Annotated in this window: 17 protein-coding genes; 9 read left to right on the top strand and 8 right to left on the bottom strand. The window is 38.2% G+C overall.

All coding sequences use genetic code 11. The features are described from left to right. Positions 1-3 precede the first annotated feature (3 nt). A complete protein-coding gene (gene serB, locus CH354_RS01165; protein WP_100716295.1) occupies positions 4-897 on the top strand; it encodes a phosphoserine phosphatase SerB in 894 nt (297 codons plus the stop codon). Here serB and mutS read toward each other — a convergent pair. The 5 genes from mutS to CH354_RS01140 all read right to left on the bottom strand — a co-directional run bounded on the left by mutS (position 868) and on the right by CH354_RS01140 (position 6,830). After that, entirely contained in the window at positions 868-3,390 is a 2,523-nt protein-coding gene (gene mutS / locus CH354_RS01160) for a DNA mismatch repair protein MutS (RefSeq protein ID WP_100766262.1), read from the bottom strand. The genes serB and mutS overlap by 30 nt on opposite strands. Next, on the bottom strand, positions 3,374-3,964 hold the full coding sequence (locus CH354_RS01155) for a phosphoribosylanthranilate isomerase (protein ID WP_239671121.1): 591 nt from the start codon (positions 3,962-3,964) through the stop codon (positions 3,374-3,376). The genes mutS and CH354_RS01155 overlap by 17 nt, the downstream gene beginning before the upstream one ends. 58 nt (positions 3,965-4,022) lie before the next feature. Then, positions 4,023-4,643, bottom strand: a complete 621-nt coding sequence (locus CH354_RS01150) for a TetR/AcrR family transcriptional regulator (protein WP_100716298.1) — start codon at positions 4,641-4,643, stop codon at positions 4,023-4,025. Between the two features lie 62 nt (positions 4,644-4,705). Beyond that, entirely contained in the window at positions 4,706-5,914 is a 1,209-nt protein-coding gene (locus CH354_RS01145; RefSeq protein WP_100716299.1) for a folylpolyglutamate synthase/dihydrofolate synthase family protein, read from the bottom strand. Between the two features lie 25 nt (positions 5,915-5,939). Then, positions 5,940-6,830, bottom strand: coding sequence for a shikimate dehydrogenase family protein (locus CH354_RS01140; protein ID WP_100716300.1), 891 nt, complete (start codon positions 6,828-6,830; stop codon positions 5,940-5,942). 74 nt (positions 6,831-6,904) lie between these two features. Between CH354_RS01140 and CH354_RS01135 the strand changes: the two genes are divergently transcribed. Further along, positions 6,905-7,249: a hypothetical protein gene (locus tag CH354_RS01135; protein WP_012387849.1), complete on the top strand. Its 345-nt coding sequence runs from the start codon at positions 6,905-6,907 to the stop codon at positions 7,247-7,249. Here CH354_RS01135 and CH354_RS01130 read toward each other — a convergent pair. Next, entirely contained in the window at positions 7,157-7,999 is an 843-nt protein-coding gene (locus CH354_RS01130) for a glycosyltransferase family 2 protein (protein ID WP_100716301.1), read from the bottom strand. The two genes, CH354_RS01135 and CH354_RS01130, sit on opposite strands and share 93 nt — an antisense overlap. A 7-nt stretch (positions 8,000-8,006) precedes the next feature. Beyond that, entirely contained in the window at positions 8,007-8,705 is a 699-nt protein-coding gene (locus CH354_RS01125; protein ID WP_100716302.1) for a histidine kinase, read from the bottom strand. Between the two features lie 117 nt (positions 8,706-8,822). Here CH354_RS01125 and CH354_RS01120 point away from each other — a divergent pair, with 117 nt between their 5' ends. From CH354_RS01120 to CH354_RS01090, 7 genes are read left to right on the top strand one after another with little or no spacing between them, the layout of a single operon-like run. After that, the gene (locus CH354_RS01120) at positions 8,823-10,115 is read left to right on the top strand and encodes a hypothetical protein (RefSeq protein WP_239671123.1); all 1,293 of its coding nucleotides are present in this window, start codon (positions 8,823-8,825) and stop codon (positions 10,113-10,115) included. Beyond that, entirely contained in the window at positions 10,112-11,275 is a 1,164-nt protein-coding gene (locus CH354_RS01115; protein ID WP_100726279.1) for a S1 RNA-binding domain-containing protein, read from the top strand. Before CH354_RS01120 ends, CH354_RS01115 begins: the two co-directional genes overlap by 4 nt. Positions 11,276-11,279: 4 nt before the next feature. Continuing rightward, positions 11,280-11,747 carry a tRNA (cytidine(34)-2'-O)-methyltransferase gene (locus CH354_RS01110; RefSeq protein ID WP_100726280.1) on the top strand — a complete coding sequence of 156 codons (468 nt, stop codon included), beginning with the start codon at positions 11,280-11,282 and terminating at the stop codon, positions 11,745-11,747. A gap of 48 nt (positions 11,748-11,795) precedes the next feature. Further along, positions 11,796-12,464, top strand: a complete 669-nt coding sequence (locus tag CH354_RS01105; RefSeq protein ID WP_100726281.1) for an ATP-binding protein — start codon at positions 11,796-11,798, stop codon at positions 12,462-12,464. 6 nt (positions 12,465-12,470) lie between these two features. Next, a complete protein-coding gene (uvrB, locus tag CH354_RS01100; RefSeq protein WP_100726282.1) occupies positions 12,471-14,465 on the top strand; it encodes an excinuclease ABC subunit UvrB in 1,995 nt (664 codons plus the stop codon). A 13-nt stretch (positions 14,466-14,478) separates the two neighbouring features. Continuing rightward, a complete protein-coding gene (gene lon / locus CH354_RS01095) occupies positions 14,479-16,851 on the top strand; it encodes an endopeptidase La (RefSeq protein WP_100716308.1) in 2,373 nt (790 codons plus the stop codon). After that, a complete protein-coding gene (locus CH354_RS01090) occupies positions 16,848-19,331 on the top strand; it encodes a transglycosylase domain-containing protein (RefSeq protein ID WP_100726283.1) in 2,484 nt (827 codons plus the stop codon). The genes lon and CH354_RS01090 overlap by 4 nt, the downstream gene beginning before the upstream one ends. Here CH354_RS01090 and CH354_RS01085 read toward each other — a convergent pair. Next, positions 19,288-20,712 carry an ABC transporter substrate-binding protein gene (locus CH354_RS01085; RefSeq protein ID WP_100726284.1) on the bottom strand — a complete coding sequence of 475 codons (1,425 nt, stop codon included), beginning with the start codon at positions 20,710-20,712 and terminating at the stop codon, positions 19,288-19,290. The two genes, CH354_RS01090 and CH354_RS01085, sit on opposite strands and share 44 nt — an antisense overlap. Positions 20,713-20,714: the final 2 nt, after the last annotated feature.

Here is a 20,714-nt window from a genome sequence, read left to right as displayed (position 1 = left end):
CGAATGAATTCAGTCCTTCTCTTTTCGCATAACCCCATTCACAATACTCAAATTTTCGATTCTTTCCAAGATGATACCCTTGGTACATCCTTATCTACAATAGATGTAAAAACATTTTCCCATTCAGAACGATACGGACTTCACTCTGTTCGTATCACTCTCGATACATCCTGGAACCGAAATCAAATTGTGATGATTCGGGAAAGGTTTGCAAAATACCAAATTGATTTATTATACATACCTTCTTTATTACCGAACAATCAGACGTCTCTCTTTGTCTTTGATATGGATTCTACAGTCATCAAAGAAGAAGTGATCGATGAACTTGCTCGTAAACATGGTGTATTCGAAGAAGTCGCAAGTGTGACAAAAAAAGCGATGGAAGGTGGAATGGGATTTGATGAAGCCCTTCGCCTCAGAGTGAAACATTTAGCCGGTCTTTCCATCCAAAGTTTTAAAGAAGTGTATGATCTTTTGCAATTAAATGATGGAATGGAAACTGTATTCCAATTTGTTCCATCAAACGGATGTAAGCTTGGGATTTTAAGTGGTGGTTTTAGTCCTGTTTTAGAATTATTTTCAAAAAAATACCCTGTGGATTTTTTTCGTGCTAATGGACTAGAAGAAAAGGGTGGGTTTTTCACAGGCCAAATTTTGGGTGAGATCATCAATCGTGAAAAAAAAGAAATGTACTTACGAAAGTATGCGAATGAATTTTCAATTCCCCTTGAACATGTGGTTGCAGTAGGTGATGGAGCCAATGATGCTTTGATGTTAAATGCAGCAGGGATTGGGATTGGGATTCATGCCAAACAAGGTCTAAAAGACCAAATCACCAATTGGATAGACTTTACAAATTTATCCGCTTTAGTTTTCCTCTTTGAGAATACGTTTTAATTCATCCAATATTGACAAAGCTTCAAGTGGTGGAATTGTATTAGGATCGAGCCCTGATATCCTTTTCAGAACTTTCTCTTCGTTAGCCGAAAGTCCCTTTGGTTCCTTCTCCATTAAATTCCCAAATAAACTTGGTTCTTCGTTTTTGATTTTGATTTCTCGTTTTTTGGATTCGAGTCCCGATAAAATTTCTTTTGCACGTTCCGATACGGATTCTGGTATCCCTGCTAACTTGGCGACGTAAATTCCAAAGGATTGTTTTGATTTTCCTCTTTTTACTTTTTTTAAGAATAAAATTTCACCATCTTTTTCAAAGGTATCTAAATAAAGATTAAAAATACCGGCACCTTTTTCGAGTTCCGTTAATTCATGGTAATGTGTAGCAAAAATGGTTTTTGGTTTCGGAAAGTTTTTACTTAAGAATTCTAAAATCGCCCATGCAATCGACAAACCATCATAAGTTGATGTTCCACGACCCACTTCATCAAAAAGGATCAAACTATTTTCTGTGAATTGGTTTAGGATTGTCGCTGTTTCTTTCATTTCTACATAAAATGTAGACTCACCTTTCGTTAGGTTGTCACCTGATCCAATCCTTGTAAAAATACGATCCACAATGGATAAGGATGCTTTTTTAGAAGGAACATAGGAACCCATCTGAAAGAGAATTTGGTTAATGGCAATTTGGCGCATAAAGGTAGATTTACCTGCCATATTCGGACCCGTTAACACTGCGATTGCGTTTTCTTTTGGATTAAGTTCCAATGTATTGGGAACAAATCGTTCGCCTATTGGTAAAAATGTTTCTACAACAGGGTGACGAGAATCAATGTATTCAATGATTCCATCAGTTCTAATCTCGGGCCTTGTCCACTGGTATTCTTCTTTGGTTTCCGTAAGGGACAAGTGGTAATCCAAAGATGCAACTTCATTGGATAGAGTTAAAAATGCTTCATAAAGTGAAATGCATGTTGCCACCAAACGATCAAACACTTGTTTTTCGATTCGTTCAATGATTTCATCCGCTTGTAAAATGGCTCGTTCCAGTTCTTCGAGTTTAGGAGAAGTAAACCTTTCCCCTGTGACAAGAGTTTGTTTTTTTAAAAAATGAGAAGGGACATCTTTTGCTTGGGCCTTAGAAACTTCGATAAAGTAACCCAAGATTTTGTTGTAACGAATTTTTAAGCTAGAACAACCAGATTCTTTTTTCTCTTTTTCTTCAAGTTCCAAAATCCAATCTTTCCCTTTTTCTCGTGCTAAAATAGCATCATCATACTCTTGATTAAAACCAGATTTTAAAAAAGGTGAGTTTCCTAAAAATACAGGTAACTCTCCATCAAAAAGAGTTTTTTGAAAATCTAAACCTAGGGCTTCTAACTCTTTTGGAAGTTTGGAAAAATCATATCCAATTCCATCTAAGATTTCTTTCATCTGACTGACAGCTGTTAAACTTTTTTCAATCCCACGAAAATCGCGAGGTAAAGCTTTTCCTACTCGGAAACGTGTCATCACACGTTCTAAATCAATAAGATCCCCCAGTGATTCTTTAATTTTGATGCGTTCTTTTTTGTTTTGAGTTAAAATTTCAATTTTGTCCCAATGATCTTTAATTTTTTTTTCATCCCTTGTAGGAAATAAGATCCTTTGTTTGAGGTAACGTTTTCCCGTAGCAGTAGTGCAACGATTGAGGACACCAAATAAAGTATGGTTTTTGTCGTTGGGATTTTCAACCAGTTCCAAATGGGAAACAGTTTGTTCATCAAGGACTAAATATTCGCTTTCATCAATTCGTCTTGGGGATTGGAATACAAAGTTTTGATTTCTATAATTATATTGCAAATAAGCATCTAATACGTGTACAACGGTATCGATTCCTGCTCCTTCTTTTTTGAGAAGGTATTCTTTTGGAATTTGGGAAAGGATAATTTTGGATTCTTTTGAAAGGGGAGGGATTTCTTCTGTATAAATCATCTCCTTTGGAGAAAATCGTTTGATAGTATCTAAAATTCTTTCTTTTTCCGATTCAGAAAAGTAAAAATAAACAAGCTCCGATGTGGAAACATCAGCAAACGCTAAGTAGACGGAAGATTTTTCTTTATAATACAATGATAAATAATTATTCTGATACCCACCAAGTAAATTGTCTTCTACTACAGTTCCTGGTGTGATGATGCGAACAACTTCCCTCGACATAATTTTTGCTTTGGGGTCATCTGGTTTAGTTTGTTCGCATACTACTACTTTTTTCCCAGCAGAGATGAGTCTTGAAATGTAGCTTTCTGTGGCATGGTATGGAATTCCTGCCATTGGGATTTGGTTTTGCCTTTTGGTAAGTGTGATGTCTAAAATTTGTGCGGCAATTTTTGCATCATCCATAAACATTTCATAAAAATCACCCATTCGAAAAAATACGATTCCATCTGGATGTTGTTCCTTTATTTCCAGATATTGGCGCATAACAGGAGTATTTAAAGCTTCATATGTTTCGGACATTTTGTACCAATTCTTTGATTTTATTCGAATCTTTTTTGCCGTCTGTTTCCACACCACTTGCTACATCGATTCCATAAGGTTTTAATGTATTTAGAGCTAATTGGACATTGTTTGGAGTGATACCTCCAGCAAGTAGATAAGGTCGTTTTACATTGGTTACAAATTCCCAAGGGAAAACATGCCCACTACCACCACCGAGTCCTTTTTGAAAACTATCCAATATGACTAGTGAAGACTTAGGTTCTAGTTCTTCATCAGAAACGACGGGTGATTGGATTCGGATTGCAGGGAGTAATCGATTTTGATTTGTGAAAGATTCCCAAATTTCATTTGTGAGAAAACGATCACCACGAATCAGTTGGATTAGGTCTGGATTCAATTCTTTTGTGAGAGAAAGGATCTCTTCAGTTGAGTTTTCAAAAAATAAAAAAACAAGTTTAGGAAATCCTGGTAAGTGGCGGATGGAAAGTATTTCTTCTGCTACGTTTCGATTGATTCCACGAGGGGATTTTGGTGAAAAATTGAGACCTACAAAATCCACACCGAGATCACGGCATAACTCAAGTGTGGACAAATCCTTGATTCCACAGATTTTAATTTTGAAATCGGTTCCCATCGAGAACCAGATTGATTCAGTTCAAATCGGAGGCAATCGATCCTTTGTATCCAAAATGCAAAAATTTAAGGAAACTATCTTGGTAAACAAGCATGTCTTGTTTGGAAATCCCTTGTCGTACCATTTGGACAAAGATATTCAGGAAAAAAGATAAGATGTTACGGACCACAAACTCATCTACTTCACCTTTATAGGTTGGATTTTTTTGTTTGAAAGTTGAGTATTGCTCAAAATTGATTTTGGTAAGTCTTGTAAGGACAGTTTCTGGAAATTCTTCCAAATGGGACCCTTGAGCCTTTGTGAGGAGCAGGATAAAATCATCCCTGTTTGCATCCACATAATCCAGAGCGATGTGGAATCTTTCTCTCCACGTCTCATAACTGTCGTTAAACCTTTTTTCAAAATAATCAGGATGTGAGACATAGGCGAATGCTTTCTCAAGTCCTGATAACACTGGTTGTAAGATCTCTGTCAGTAAGTGTTCTTTGTTTTCGAAGTAATTGTAGATATTACTCGTTGATACCTTTGCTTTTTTGGCAATGGTTCGCATACTGGCTTTTTCAAAACCAAGTTGGATGAACTCTTCACGAGCTGCTTGTAGAATTTCTTTTCTAGTATGTTCTTTTGGAGTTTGCATAGTCCTGAACGATGTTTCCTAAAAGAACAATCTCGTTCAGGATTCATTTGTAAAGTCCAATTTTACATCTTTATTGTATTTTGTATTAAATTTGCCACAATTCCATAAAGTCGGAAACTTCCTAACACCAAAACGGGAATTTCGCCTTGGAATAAGGGAACTAACCCGGGAAGGGAAGAATGCCTTATGGTTCTCTCCTTTAACTTCCCTGTGGGGGCAGGGAATCGTCCAAAACCTTCTCCCTCCCAAAGGATGAGGTTTTCTAGGTATGGTTCAGGTAAGGCATCTAGGATCCCGGTCAGGTCTTTGTCGGGAAGGCTCCCGAGTAGAATGTGGAATTTTTTGTGATGTTTGGCAAATTCAAAGGAGGTGGTACCGATGGCATCCGGGTTATGGGAAGGGTCAAACACTACCAATGGTGAGTCGGAAAGGACTTCCATCCTTCCTTTCGGTTTTCGAATGGAAACATAGGGAATCTTGGATACTGATGATTGTTGTTCCTTTAGAATTTTCGAAACGATATTTTTTGCATATAGAAAATTAGTCTCCAAATAACTTTCCTTAGGTGGAATGGAAATCACATGGAGGGGAACCAATTCTTTTTTAGGCCGATTGTGAAATGATTCGGGAAGTGTTTCTACCTCTTCTTGAAACGCAAATAGAGACAAAGTTTTTTCACCCGTAATGCCGAGTTTTTCTTGGCAGATGGCTTCTTTTGTGTTCCCTAAAATTGCAGAATGATCGAGTCCAATTTTCGTGAGGACAATGTAGTCTGCTTCTACAAGTTTTGTAGCATCTAACCTTCCTCCAAGACCCGCTTCCCAAATCTCCACTTCCATATTTTGTTCATGGAAAAATCGATACGCAAATACAGTGAGAAATTCAAAGTAAGTCAAAGAATCATAACGATGTAAATCTGCTAAAAAAAAGTTTTGGAAACATAGATTTATATCCTCTATGTTAGGAAGGGAAGGTTCACCATTTCTCACCAGTTGTAATCTTTCTAATGGTGTGAGTAAGTGAGGTGATGTATAAAGTCCTGTGTTGTATCCTAATTTTGAGAATAAACAGGCTAAGTAGTGTGAGGTGGAACCTTTTCCGTTTGTCCCAACAACGCTGATCCGTATGGGTTTTGGTTTTTTTTGATCAAAGGATCTTTCTATATGTTCAAATACAGATTTTAATCCATCCAGGGAATAATTTTGGAAGACATTAAAATTTCTAGTTTTTTCAATGTTTTGCCTCTGGTTTAAAAACTCTATGAACTGCATTGTTAACAACTGGGTAATTTAGAATTTATTTTCTATTTTTTAATTCTTTCAGTAAAATAGATTCTACTTTTTGAATCCATTTTTTCTTAAGTGTTTCGCCAGTAAATAGTTCAAATTGTCTGATCCCTTGGTACAATAACATATGATAACCAGGGATGATCTCTGCCTTTTTTTTCTTGGCTTCCTTTACAAGATCAGTTTCCAAAGGGTTGTAAACAATATCGAATAACGTATGTTTTTTGGTAAAAAAATGAGAGTCTAAAATGGGTTCACCACCAACTCCTTTCATGCCCACAGGTGTGGTATGAATGATGAGATCGTAATCTTCTTTATTTTGTATCACTTCCTCTTTCGAAGGTTGTTCTAGCCAAAAAGGTTTTCCTAACGATTGTTCGATTTCATTTTTAGCTTCTTTGTTTCTGGCAAGAATGTGTACCTTTCGTTTGAAAGAATGTTGTTTGTGATTACCTTCTAATTCTTTTGCGATGGCAAAAAGAATCCCTTTGGCACTTCCTCCACTCCCGAGGACCAAAATTTTTTTTTCGATCCCAGAGTTTACCAAATCTGAATTCATTTGTTTGATCGACTCTAGTGCTCCCGTACCATCTGTATTCACAGCACTGATGCCATTTCGAAAGAGGAGTGTATTGGATGCTGCCATCGTTTTTGAGGCTTCACAGACTTCGTTTGCTTGGGTATACGCCCATTCTTTAAATGGTATCGTAACAGAAACTCCTTTGACACCTAAATCGAGCAGTGGTTTTAATCCGATCTGTTTCCAGTGTTCGTTTTCAAAAACAAGATACACTCCATCATAACCGCTCTGTTTGAATAGAGAATTGTGGATCCAAGGGGATAGGGTATGGCCTAAGGGAAATCCCAATATGCCAAAGATCTCTGTGTGTTTTGAATACAAGGAAAACCTCTTTTTTTATCTTATGGACTAAACAATGGCTTACCGAAAATAGGTAATAGACAGGTACAAGACCAATGATTTCATTACCGCTTGCCGCACCATCAGAACCATGGACAATTCTCGTTGATATTTTATTCTTTTTTCTCGCATCCGCAGCCTGTGCCTATTATTTTTATTATTACAAACGAAAAGACCTACTAGGAAAGTTTTGGGGGTCCACATTTGTTGCGGGGATTGGAGCTTTGATTGTATTTGCAACCCTACAAACTTACATCAGAGACATCATCATGTGGCTCATGTCACCGAAAATTGGATCAACACAATTATCAAACGTGAATTTGGTCGCTATTTTTCTTGGTGGTTTTTTTGCTCTCTACATCATGAATCGAATCAATCATAACAAAGAAAGAAGGGACTGAGTTCGATTTCTCATACAACTTCAAATACTTTAAAAAGTTATAATAAAATCCAAGGAGAGCAAGGACAAATCCTTGTTTTCCATCTAGGATTCCCAAACGAATCCAATACATATAAAATCCTTTAAAACATCCTTTTAAGAAAGCCCAAAAAACCGAAGATCGTTTTCCTTTTCTAAATTCTTCTTCTGCAAACAAACTCGAATAACGATCTATAAACTTTAAATGGTCTGATATGTTTTTGTAAGAATAATGGAAAAGAGGATTTTTTAACTTTGATGGTTTACCATTCAGTTTGACTCGTTCATGCACCAAACCACCGCTAAACTGTCCTTCTGATTTTTGGAACAAACGCATTTGGTAATTTGGATAATAACCACCAAATCGAATCCATTTTCCTAAATAATAAGTAAGTCTTGGGATAAGATATCCCTTTGTTTCCAAAGGAAGTTTCGTAAATAGAACTAGAATTTCTTCTTTGAGTTTGGGGGAAACTACTTCATCAGCATCGATGGCAAGGACCCAATCATGTTTGGTTTTTGTGATCGCAAAGTTTTTTTGGTCAGCATAGTTTTGGAACTCATGATGGTAAACACGGGCACCAAATGATTTGGCGATGTTCACTGTATCATCAGTAGAACCTGAATCTACAACAACTATATCTTCAATGAAGGAAATCGCTTGGAGAGTGCGACTGAGATTGTCTTCTTCGTTTAAAGTGATGATGGTACAAGAAAGGGGGATTGATGTCATTGAGGGGTTAATTAGAATCGCGTTGGGAAATAAACTTTTCTGTTAAAGGTATTTCCAATCTAGCAATGGTGGAATCTTCGCCAATGATGATTCTAAAAAAATTAGGATCAATGCCTTCCCCTTTTAGCATAATGAGGATAAGCGCAAGACCAAGACCCGCACCTTCTGAAGTGTCCGCATTGTCGATATAAAACTGAGCGATGTCATCATACATCATCCCCTTTTCCAATCGTTCTCGGATGGATTTTTCTTCTTCTTTGGCAATGGGTGTATTGTTGATCACTTCAATGATGATACCATCATCGTTGTATTTAAAATTAATGAGGCAGTAATATCCTTTTTTTTTGGCTTTGATCCCAAACTCGTTCGACATTTCTTCGGAAAACATCTCTCGGTATTCCCTAACCCCTCTCGCATATTCGGAAGGGTTTAACATACTATAACCCCTTTCTTCAAAAAAGACCCGTTTTTGGTTGGCCTTACAGGCATTGATGGCGAGTTCTTTGATGATGGTGTAGAGAGTGGGAACAAGGGTTGGGTAAGTGAGTCTGTCCAAAATGAGGCCTACGGCCTCCTTGATGTGTTCTTCAACGGATTTGGAGACCCGATGGGTCTTTAGCGAGAGAATTTTCCCGTTTTCGATATGTAATTTGATGTGATCAGAAATCTCGCTTGTTTCCTTTCCCATACCCGAAATCTTTTCCATTCTAGTCCTTACTGTCAAGGTACTAAGACCGCTAGCATGAAAAACCGCAGGCTTCTATCCCTCACCTTATTCCTATCGGCCATTGCCCCCTCGATTCTTTTGCCACAATCTTTGAAAATGAAATCTGTTCGGATTTGGGACAGTGAAAAAGCCAATTTTTCTGGATTTGTCAATGTAGAAGTATCGCAGGGTAAAATCGTTTCCATCCAACAGGCAAAAGAAATTCCGAACCCAGAATTCATTCTCCCAGGGTTTTGTGATGCATCCGTAACCATCGGGGCAAATGCAGTTGGGGGCAAAACATCCAAAGGGGAACTTCCCAAAGTCCTACTTGGGTATTTATCTGCTGGGTTTAGCCATATCGAATCCGTTGCGGATCCCAATTTGGCTCCACTGCTAAAGGAAATGGCAAAGTCAAAATGGAATGGTCCCATCCTCTCCCAATCGCAGAAACCAAATTTGTACCCAGAACTCAATGTTGGTGATGGTGCCATTTACCAATCTGGTTTAAAAGGGACGTTTGACCCGAAACGAAATCGGCACTTCCCGATTTTTCTGAAGGAAATGGACAACCGTGGGTTTTCGCAAACGGAACTTTTTTCCAAACGAAAGGAAGTAGAAGAGAATGGCCATTTAGCTCTTGCTTATACCTTCGCTGATAAAACCAGTTGGGAAGATGCATTGGATACAGGATTTTCTGTTTTATTCCATCCGATGCCTGAAGGAACCAATTTGTTCCGAGCGCAGAAGCGAAACTTTTTATGGGCACCTATGTTTGGCATTTTATACCTCCAGGAATTAAAAAAGAACCCAGAAGTTTGGAAAGAAGAACAAACCCATTGGGCAAAACTCAATCCTCATTATGCAAAGTATTGGAAAGAGTCACTTGTCCCCGAAGAGGAAAATTCTGAATCGTTTCCCACCATACCTTTTTCTGTTTTTGCGAGCCAGTTCCAATTGGAAAAGGAGACACATTCTAATTTATTGTTTGCGAGTGGAGCAGGTCACTTGGGTTTATTCCCTGGCCAAGCTGCCATTGTGGAAGTGAAACTTTGGGAATCCTTACTGCAATCCGATGTGAAAAAAGAAGAAAGGCAAAACGAAAGTCCCTCAAACTTTTGGGACTCAGTTTTTGGGCGTAAAACTTATACGATTCTCTCCATCCCAAAAGATGAGGAAAGCCTACCCATCATAAGACGTCGAATCATCCAAACCTTAACAGAAACAACCTGCCAATACCTGGGAGCTGACCATGGAGGCAAACTCCGCGTGGGAGGGCCTGCTCATTTTTCGATCCTTACGGAAAATCCGCTGAAACGCACTTCTGGAATATTTCCAATTGAATCCATGGTATTGGGAGGAAAATTGGTATATACCTCGAAACCCACCAAGGAAGGAACCGCAAAATGAAAGGCCCATCCTCAGAATTTGACCGTTTATTAGAAGAAAGTTTTAAAAAAAGACAATCCATTGAACCTGGCTCACGCCATGAAGCGAAAGTAACAGCTGTTAAGAATGACTATGTATTCATTAGAACCATTGACAACAAGGTCATTGGTAATATTTCTACAGAAGAATGGAGAGAAGATGTTTTACCAAAAATTGGTGATACACTGATCGTTTATTTCTTAAAAGAAAATTCTGGTGATTTTTATTTCACCACTTGCCTTTCACAAGACAACCTAACAGAAGAAAATTTAGAACTCGCAAATCAGTTTGAGATCCCAGTGCTTGGCCAACTATTATTAGAAGGGAATGGTGGATGGGATGTGAAACTTGGCAGTTACACCGCTTTTGTTCCATTCAGCCAATTGGATGTATCACTCAAAGGTAAAAATATCGCGGGCAAACGGATTAAGTTTATCATCTCTGAACTGGGAAAAAAACAATCGAAAATCCTGCTTTCTCAAAAGAAAATTGCTGATAAAGAAAGAGAAACAAAGAAACAGCTGTTACGCGATGAATTAAAGGTAGGAATGTTTGTTTCCTGCACTGTCAAAAGTATCCATAAGTTTGGTCTCATCGTGGACATGGATGGGCTTGATGCCCTTGTTCCACAATCCGAAGCAACATACAAAAAAAGTCCAGACCTCACAACTGAGTTTCGAGTGGGAGAAACACTCCGTGCAAAAATTCTAACTTTGGATTGGTCTACGAATAAAATCTCCCTCAGTGTAAAAGACTTTTTGTCAGATCCTTGGTCTGGCAAACTTCCGTTTAAAGAATCTGATATCATTTCAGGTACTGTAGAATCCATCAAACCATTCGGACTTTTTGTACGCTTAGGAGAAGATTTTTCTGGTCTTGTTCCCAACAAAGAAACGGGAATCCCACAAAGAACTCCACTCAACACAGTGTTCCAACCTGGCCAAAAACTAGAAGTGTTTGTATTGGAAATCAATCCCGAAAAAAGACAAATTGCTCTATCAATCTCCAAAGCTTCAGAAGCAAAAGACAGAATGGAATACCAAGAGTATCTTTCTAAAGATGAGTCCAATCCTTCGGTTTCCAGTTTTGGTCTTGCTTTGAAAAAATCTTTGGAAAACCAAAACCAAAAAAAGAAGAAGTAGTTCCTTGGAAGTTGCATTGTATCGCCCAGAAATTCCACCTAACACTGGCAATATTGCCCGTTTGTGTGTGAATGCTGGGGTTCCATTGTCCATTGTGGGTGAGCCAGCCTTTGATCTTTCTGAAAAGGCAGTGAGGAGGGCGGGACTCGACTATTGGAAGGACTTGGATTTGACTCAGTTTCCTTCATGGGAAGAATTCCAAAGGACAAAACAAGGGGAAGGGAAACGAATTTTCCTAGTATCTAAGTTTGGAAAAAAAACCTATTGGGATGTTTCATTCTCCTCGCAAGATGTGTTTTTATTTGGTCGTGAGACCTCTGGGCTTCCAGAAGAAATACACAAAGGTCACCCTTCTGACCAAATCATTTCGATTCCTATGGCAGAAACGAGTCGTTCGATCAATTTATCCAATGCTGTTGCCATCATCCTTTATGAAGCACTGCGCCAAGAAAAAACAAGGACTAATCCCTAAGGGATAAAACAATTTACAGTTCCTCCGTTCCCATTGAAATGGGAATATATGCCGTTCCCTCTCTCCAGAACTGAGTTAGAGAAAGAAATCAAAACTTTGTTCTCCAATGGACTTTCGGGGAATGTGAACGATTTTACCTCTTGGGTGTTTATGGAAACCCAGAGAAAATTCAAAGATGTACCAAACGTAACTTTGGAAACCGTCTCCACAGTGATGGATGAGTTTGTCAAAGAAGGACTCATCACCACAAACCCCATTGACCCGCGAGAGTATTACATTACAGACGAGTCTTCCATCATCCGAAAGATGGGAACATCCGAATCCTTTGTGATCCTCGGAGCACTTCACTATAACCCCATGCAGTATGTGCGAGCTAGACTTGCCTACTTTCTCAAACGGAATGGAATTGATGAAGAGTTACGGATGGATCTTTGTATCGCCACCGTAGAAGCCGTTGAAAATGCCGCCAAGTACGGTGATGGTGGTGGTGTGGAAGTTACCTTCCAAATCGATAAACAAAAAGTATTTACGATTGAAATGATCAATACTGTAAAAGATTTTAATTTAGAAGATGATATCCAAAGGGGTAAATTTTCTTCCACCGCAACACTGATGCGTGGTATGATGGTCATGCAAAAACTTTTTGATTCAGTGGACTTAGAGATCACTGATAACAGAAAACAAGCTATCCTAAAAGCAACTCGTAAACTAACATAGGTTCCTATGGCAAATTTCAAAATGGTTTCTCCTTTCAAAGCTGCCGGAGACCAAGTGAAAGCAATTGAAAATATTGCGAAGTCATTCGGTGAAGGTAAAAATAAAATCACTCTTGTGGGTGTAACCGGTTCAGGGAAAACCTTTACGATGGCCGAGGTCATCACCCGCGTCAAAAAACCTACACTCATTCTATCTCATAACAAAACCTTGGCGGCACAATTATTTCGTGAGTTTAAGGAATTTTTTCCAGAAAATGCAGTAGAATATTTTGTATCTTATTACGATTATTACCAACCTGAAGCTTACGTGCCATCATCTGATACATTTATCGAAAAAGATATGTCGATGAATGAAGAGATCGACAAACTTAGGTTACGTGCAACTTCCAGTTTATTAGAACGTGATGATGTGATCATTGTGAGTTCTGTGTCTTGTATTTATGGTTTGGGTTCCCCTGAAGACTATATGAACTCAGTAGTCATGTTGCATGTGGGTGATAAAATCGATCGTGACCAAATCATTCGTAAGTTTTTACACATCCAATATGCAAGAAACGATATTGATTTTAGTCGTGGGAATTTCCGAGTTCGCGGAGATACCATTGAGATTATGCCTTCTTACCAAGAAGAGGGGATTCGCATCGAACTTTTTGGTGATGAAATTGATGGGCTTTCCAAAATTGATCCACTCACTGGAAAGGTTAAAACTAAACTGGATCGAGTGGTTGTGTATCCTGCAAAACACTTTATCACTTCTGGTCCAAAAATCAAAGATGCCATTGAAAAAATCAAAGAAGAGATGGCGGCCCAAAAAGAGTATTTTTTAAAACAAGGAAAACACTTAGAAGCAGAACGAATTGAATCTCGTACGAACTACGACATGGAAATGTTACTCGAACTTGGGTATTGTAGTGGGATCGAAAACTATTCAAGGCATTTGACAGGAAGGTCGGAAGGGGAAAGGCCTGCCTGTTTACTTGATTATTTCCCTGGAAAAGATTTTTTACTCATCATTGACGAATCACACGTAACACTCCCCCAAATTGGTGGTATGTATGCAGGTGATAGATCCAGAAAACAAACGTTAGTTGAGTTTGGGTTTCGATTACCAAGTGCCCTTGACAATCGTCCACTCAACTTTGAAGAATTTGAATCAATGACACCCAGGACTTTGTATGTGTCTGCCACTCCCGATACAAAAGAACTCGAGAAAAGTGAAGCGGTGTTTGAACAAATCATTCGCCCTACGGGACTACTTGACCCAATTGTGGAAGTAAGGCCAACCACCAATCAAATTGAAGACTTACTCAATGAAATTCGTTTGAGGATTGAACAGAAGGAAAGGATCTTAATCACCACTTTGACAAAAAAAATGTCAGAAGATTTAACTGACTATTACAAAGAAGTGGGTCTAAAGATCGCTTACTTACATTCAGAAATTGACACCATCGAACGAACGGAAATCATTCGTGATTTACGTAGAGGTGTTTATGATTGTATTGTAGGGATCAATTTACTCCGAGAAGGTTTGGATATCCCTGAAGTGTCACTTGTTGCTATCCTTGATGCAGACAAAGAAGGTTTTTTACGCAATTACAAATCTCTGATTCAGACCATCGGTCGTGCTGCAAGGAACGTAAATGGAAAGGCAATTTTGTATGCGGACAGGATGACTGATTCCATCAAAAAAGCGATTAGTGAAACCGAGAGACGTCGTTTGATCCAAGAGTCGCATAACCAAAAGATGGGGATCACTCCACAAACCATCCAAAAGGAAATTCATGATATCCTTCCTAGGGAGATGGCGGAAGAAGATAGCAAAGAAGAAGCCTTAAAAGATTTAGAAAAAGAATTTACATTGAAGAAATACAAAACCAAAGACAAGTTACGTGAAGCATTAAAACGAGAGATGTTACGTTATGCTCAAGATTTGGATTTTGAAAAAGCTGCTATGTTTCGTGACAAAATGTTAGCACTCGGCCCAGATAAAATCGAATCATAAGGAAGGATACGGATTGGAAACGAATGAATTTTGGGAAAACCCAACCAAATTGGCAAGACTAGAAGATACTTTACCGAAACAGATCTTTTTACTTCCGATCAAAGTACGACCTGTTTTTCCTGGTATCATCACACCTCTCATCGTTCCTCCAGGTAGGTTCATTCAGTCCATTGAGGAGTCGTCCAAAGGTGCTGGATTTTTGGGTCTCATCTTGTTAAAAGAAGATGAATCTGAACTTCCTTCCGAAGATAATATTTTTCAAATTGGTGTTGTTGCGAGGATTCTAAAAAAAATCAACTTACCTGATGGTGGGATGAATATATTGGTGAATACAATCCAACGGTTTAAGATTAATTCCATTCACACCAAAGAACCAATGTTAATTGCAAATGTGAGTTACCCAGAAGAAGAATTGGGCACAAGTAAAAATAACATCAAGGCACTCATGCGAACCTTACTCATTTTGACTAAGGAACTTGCACAAAACAATCCCTTGTTTACGGAAGATATGAAGTTAACGATGATGAATGTGAATGAACCAGCGAAGATGGCTGATTTTGTTTGTTCCATTCTCAATTTGGAAAAAGAAGAATACCAATCAGTCATTGAAGCCATTCCAATCAATGATCGACTCGAAAAAGTATTACTTTTTTTGAAAAAGGAAATTGAGTTAGTCGTTTTACAGAAAAAAATCCAAGAACAAATCAACGATAAAATTGATAACCAACAAAGGCAATTTTTCTTAAGAGAACAGTTAAAGGCCATTCAGCAAGAGTTAGGTGTTGGGGAAGATAAAACAGAACAAAAATATGATAAACTACTCACTCGTTTAAAATCCATTCCCGTTGCGGAAGAGATTATCGTTGAAGTGGAACGTGAGATTGATAAATTCAAAAATTCAGATCCTATTTCAAGTGATTATAATGTCATTCGGAATTATTTGGATTTGGTGGATAGCCTTCCATGGGAAAAACCAGTGGCAAAAGATATCAACTTACTCCATGCTAAAAAGGTTTTAAACCGTGACCATCATAAGTTAGAAGATGTAAAAGAAAGGATTTTAGAATTTTTAGCGGTTCACAAATTAAACCCAAAAAGTAAGGGTTCCATTCTTTGTTTAGTTGGTCCTCCTGGAGTTGGAAAAACTTCGATCGCAAAATCCATTGCAGAAGCACTCGGACGAAAGTTTTATCGTTTTTCTGTAGGTGGTGTGAGAGATGAAGCAGAGATCAAAGGCCATAGGCGAACCTATATTGGTGCTATGCCAGGTAAACTCATCAATGCACTGAAGATCACCAAAGAAAGAGATACAGTCATTTTACTCGATGAAATTGATAAGATGTCACAAGGTTACCAAGGAGATCCACAAGCAGCTCTTCTTGAGGTTCTTGACCCAGAACAAAATTTTAATTTTAGAGACCATTACTTAGATCTTCCGTTTGATTTATCAGATGTTCTTTTTATTGCCACTGCCAATACCTTTGAACCCATCCCAAGAGTATTACTCGATCGTATGGAAGTGATCCAACTGTCTGGTTATATCACTGAAGAAAAGGTACAAATCTTTCAAAAGTATTTGTGGAGTAAAATCTTCATTAAAAATGGATTAAATCCTGATTTGTTTTCAATGAAAAAGGAAACAGTGAGTCATCTCATCAACTCCTATTCAAGAGAATCGGGTCTCCGTGGTCTTGAAAAAACTTTTGATAAATTGGTTCGTAAACTTGCCCTTAAACAAGTGTTAAAGGAAAAGTATTCCAAAGAAATTCGTGAAAAAGATTTGGTCGAATACTTAGGACCTCCTCCTTTTGTTGATGATCGAATGACAATTCCTAAAGTTCCAGGAACGGCTCTCGGACTTGCTTGGACCAATGCCGGTGGATCAACATTACTCATTGAAGCTGTCCTTATCCCTGGTAAGGGTGGTTTGACTCTTACTGGACAAATGGGAAAAATGATGGAAGAGTCAGCAAACATTGCTTTATCTTTTGTGAAAAATTATTTAAACAATGATGCCTTATTTGAGAAAAAAGCAATCCACTTACACGTCCCAGATGGTGCAACTCCCAAAGATGGTCCAAGTGCAGGGATCACGATGGCAACAGCAATATTATCACTTGTCTCCAATCGTATCGTCAACCCAGGATTTGGTATGACAGGTGAGTTAACATTAACAGGTGAGGTATTGGCAATTGGTGGGTTACGTGAAAAAATTGTAGCTGCCAAACGTGTTGGAATTAAAAAAATTATCTTTCCAAAAGATAATGAAAAAGCATTCCAAGAAATACCTGATTACGTGAAAAAAGGTGTTACCTTCTATCCTGTCACTCGATTTGAAGAAGTGGAATCATTGGTTTTTCCTAAAACAAAGAGTAAGAAAAAATGAACTATAAAAATAATTCCTTTTATTTGATTTTAGAAGTTTTGATTGGCCATCTAACAGACTTATTGCGATTCTTATGGAACAAAAAGAACCAAGTTTTGACAATTGGATTTCTGGTTGGGATTTTTCTTAGTTTTTTCTTTTTGGCAGGTGCATACGTCGTTTGGTCTGGAGAAGAAACAAGGGTACATAAATCATTAGAGAAATATAGATCAGAAGTATCCAATTTTTATGATAGTTTCCAACCTAAGTCTGTAAAAATCCTGGATCGAAGTGGAAAAGTGATGGGTGAATTTTATCGCCGTAATTTCCGCCCAATTCGAACTGATAATTTAAGAAAACATAATGTAATCGTATGGGCAGTACTTTCCTCAGAAGATAGAGAATTTTTTTCCCATTCCGGTATCAATTACACTGCAATATTACGCGCTGTTGTGACTAACTTGGTCCAATTCAGGTTGTCACAAGGTGGTTCTACCATCTCACAACAGTTAGCAAAGTTAACTCTCAATCTTGGTAAACGGAATTTATTCAATAAACTTACCGAATTATATTGTACATTTTATATCGAAAGCCAATATTCAAAGGAAGAAATTTTGGCAATGTATCTGAACCAAATATTTTTGGGAGAAGGGAATACTGGCGTGGAAGAGGCGGCCAGATATTATTTTCGTAAACCTGCATCGGAACTTAGTCCTGAAGAAGCTGCACTTTTAGTAGGAATCATTCCAGCACCAAGTGTGTATAACCCTGTTCGTAATTTAGGCATTGCACTTTCTCGCCAAAAACGAGTGTTATACGACATGGCGCGAAATCAAGAGCTTCATCCTTCGCAAAAAGATATCCCTGTGAAGTTTTCAGACTCTATTGAAGTTAATTTAAAACGTTTTCGAACGATTTACAAAGTGAAAGAATCAAAAGACGAAGATGGGAATCCAAAGTATTCAAGTGAAATTGGGAAATACGGAGCGGATAAAGACTTCCGTGTTAATTTAGCTCCCGATTTTAATGCAGAGATCAGAAGGTTTATTCTCGAAAAGTTTTCCAATGAGGATTTGGAAGAAAGAGGACTTCTTGTTTATACGACTTTAGATTTGGAAAAACAAAGGTTCGCAGAAGAAGCATTGAGAATTGGAGTTGATTCTGTACGAGCAGATCTTTCCAAACAAGAGTTAGAGTATCAAAGTAAAGGTAAAGCTGATTTAGCGGAAGTGACAAGAGGGATTTTACCCCAACTCAGTGGATCGATGATTTCTTTGGATCCAGAAACGGGAGATGTAGAAGCACTTGTGGGAGGGTATAAAATATCCAATGTTTTTCGTTTTAATCGTGCTGAAGAGGCAAAACGACAACCTGGTTCCACAATCAAGGCATTGGTATATGCATTGGCTTTCGAAAAACGTATCGTAAATCCATCCTCAAAAATCAAAGATGAGAAATTAGATATTTCGGGTTATTCACCCAAAAACTGGTATAAGGGTTATAAAGGTGAGATAACTGTCCGCCAAGCGTTAGCACAATCAGTTAATACGGTCTCCGTCAAATTATTACACGAAGTTGGGATTTCGTATTTCATCCAAAAATTAAGTGCCATTTTATCCATTCCTGAAGAAGAAGCAGAACAAAGATTCCAACGGAATCTTTCGCTTGCCCTTGGTTCTGGGGAACTGAGTCCAATGGAATTATCAACAATCTATGCGACACTCATGAATGGCGGTAGACGTGTTACTCCCAGAAAAATTATCAAAATCACAGATATGGATGGGAACGAGTTTTACAATACAATTCCCAACGAAGCCGCCGAACAGATATTAGACCCAGTTGCTTGTGCAATGGCAATTAACACGTTACAGTCAGTCCTCACTGAAGAAGGAACCATGACCCTTAAACGTAAAGAAGGGGAGCCTTTTTTGTATGCTGGAAAAACTGGAACAGTGCAATCACCTAAACTGAAATCATCGAAATGGAAAGGCATTAAGGGTGTTAGAGATGTTTGGTTTGCAGGACTTACTCCAAGAAATGTAACTGTTGTTTGGGTAGGCCATGATGAAGGTGCACCTTTTCCTGGCTCCGGTTCCGGAGTATCAGGTGGAATTTGGTATCGATACATTCAAAATGTAAAATCCAAATTGGGAATGGGGAACCAACTCATTCCAAGTTTTGTCGGGGATTTTGTGAAGGTAGATGTTTGTGCGGATGATGGTACACTCATTGAAAATAATCCCGAGTATGTATGCAAAGTGCCTCTTTATGCACAGTATTATTATATAGGTGATTTACCTCCCAAACGCATCGGATTTAACAAATCGGAACCACAACCTAATCCTCTATCACAACCTAACAATCTGGAAGACGATGATTCTGAGATTTCAACTTATAATGCAGATGGTTCTAAAACACAACCAGCAGCAGTTGATTCAGTGGAATTGGAACCACCTCTTATAGATAATCGGCGAGTTCGTTATAACGAAGAAAATCCTTAGAGACTAGGTAATTTTCTTGGATCGACCATAAAAAGATCCAAGGTTTTTCCTTTGTGACAATTTCGATAACATGTTTTGCATCCGTTAGATTTCGATTTGGTTTGTTTAAAATCGAACCAATGATTTGATTTTGGTAAAAAGACCGGTTCCCTCCATTGCCAATTTTGTCAGGATGAAAAACGGGGTCTAAAAAATTCCAAACAGAATCATAATCTGAATACCAAGTAAGTAGCGTTAGGTCACCTTTACCTTCTCCATTTTCCTTATACATTGGTGCCTTTTCCATTGGTCTTAGTTTGATATTTAATCCAATTTCAGCTAAAGCTTGTCTAATGGCTCTGCCTTTTGTCTGGTTTTCATCATCCCCTCTCATACGAAAATCAATTTCTTTTGTTAAAATATGAGGATAACACTTTGAAAGTTTGAGTTCAGAGATAGCCTTCTCTTTGTTATAAGTGATATCGTTTTCATTTAGATGAAGATTTAGTTTTTCTAGATAGGGAATTGGGATTGGGCCATATGTTAAGTCTGCATGGTTTTCCAATAATTTTTTGATGATCATTTCTCTTGGAATGCTTAAGTTCAATGCTGTGCGGAAATGAATGTCAAAACATGGATTCGTTTGATTGATGGTTACATACTGAACGGATCTTCCCTTTTTTGTCAGAGTAAATTGGGAAGTAGCTTCAGGGATAGAGAGTAAAAAATCTGAAAGTTTGAATGCATCAAGTTTTGATTTGCGATATAAAAATAACGAAGTAGTGGATTGTGGTAAAATGAGAAACCGGATGGATTCAGGAAGGTTTTTTGATTCCTTGTTTTGCGAAACCATATTGATATATTCATTTTTTTTCCATTCAATGAGTTTGTAATCGCCATAGGTTTTTAAAGTATTTTGTTCCCATTCTTTTTTCCCAATGATGGATGCAAATGGTAAACTGAACTTCTCTTTCCATTCCGATTCCGAAGTCCCTTTTTGGAATCGAAACTCTAACGCAGAAGGGGAAAGGAGTTGAACCGATTTCAGAAAACGGTAATCCTCTTTTCGTGGATAGGATTCTTGGATTAACCTTGTGAAACTAAAGTGGATGTCTCCAATAGGAGGGGCCGTATTTCGTAACTGTACCACAAGGATTTCCTCAGTTGGGCTCTCGCGTTTCTCAGAATTTTGGATCCAAGGGGAAATATACGTATTTTTTTCTAACTGAAAAAGTCCCTGGTGTAAGAACCTAGCTAATTTTTGGCATGTTAAGTCCGTACAAAACAATGGGTCCAATTGGGCCGGATCCGAAGGTAAGGCGATTTGGATCGCAAACTCCTGTTTGTCTTTTCCACAAAAAGTGAGGGACAAGAGAAAGAAAACGAGGGATAAGGTTCTCATAC

The organism is Leptospira levettii (genome assembly GCF_002812085.1).
In the GTDB taxonomy this organism is placed as follows: Bacteria; Spirochaetota; Leptospiria; order Leptospirales; family Leptospiraceae; genus Leptospira_A; species Leptospira_A levettii.
This window is presented reverse-complemented; position numbering and strand designations above follow the sequence as displayed.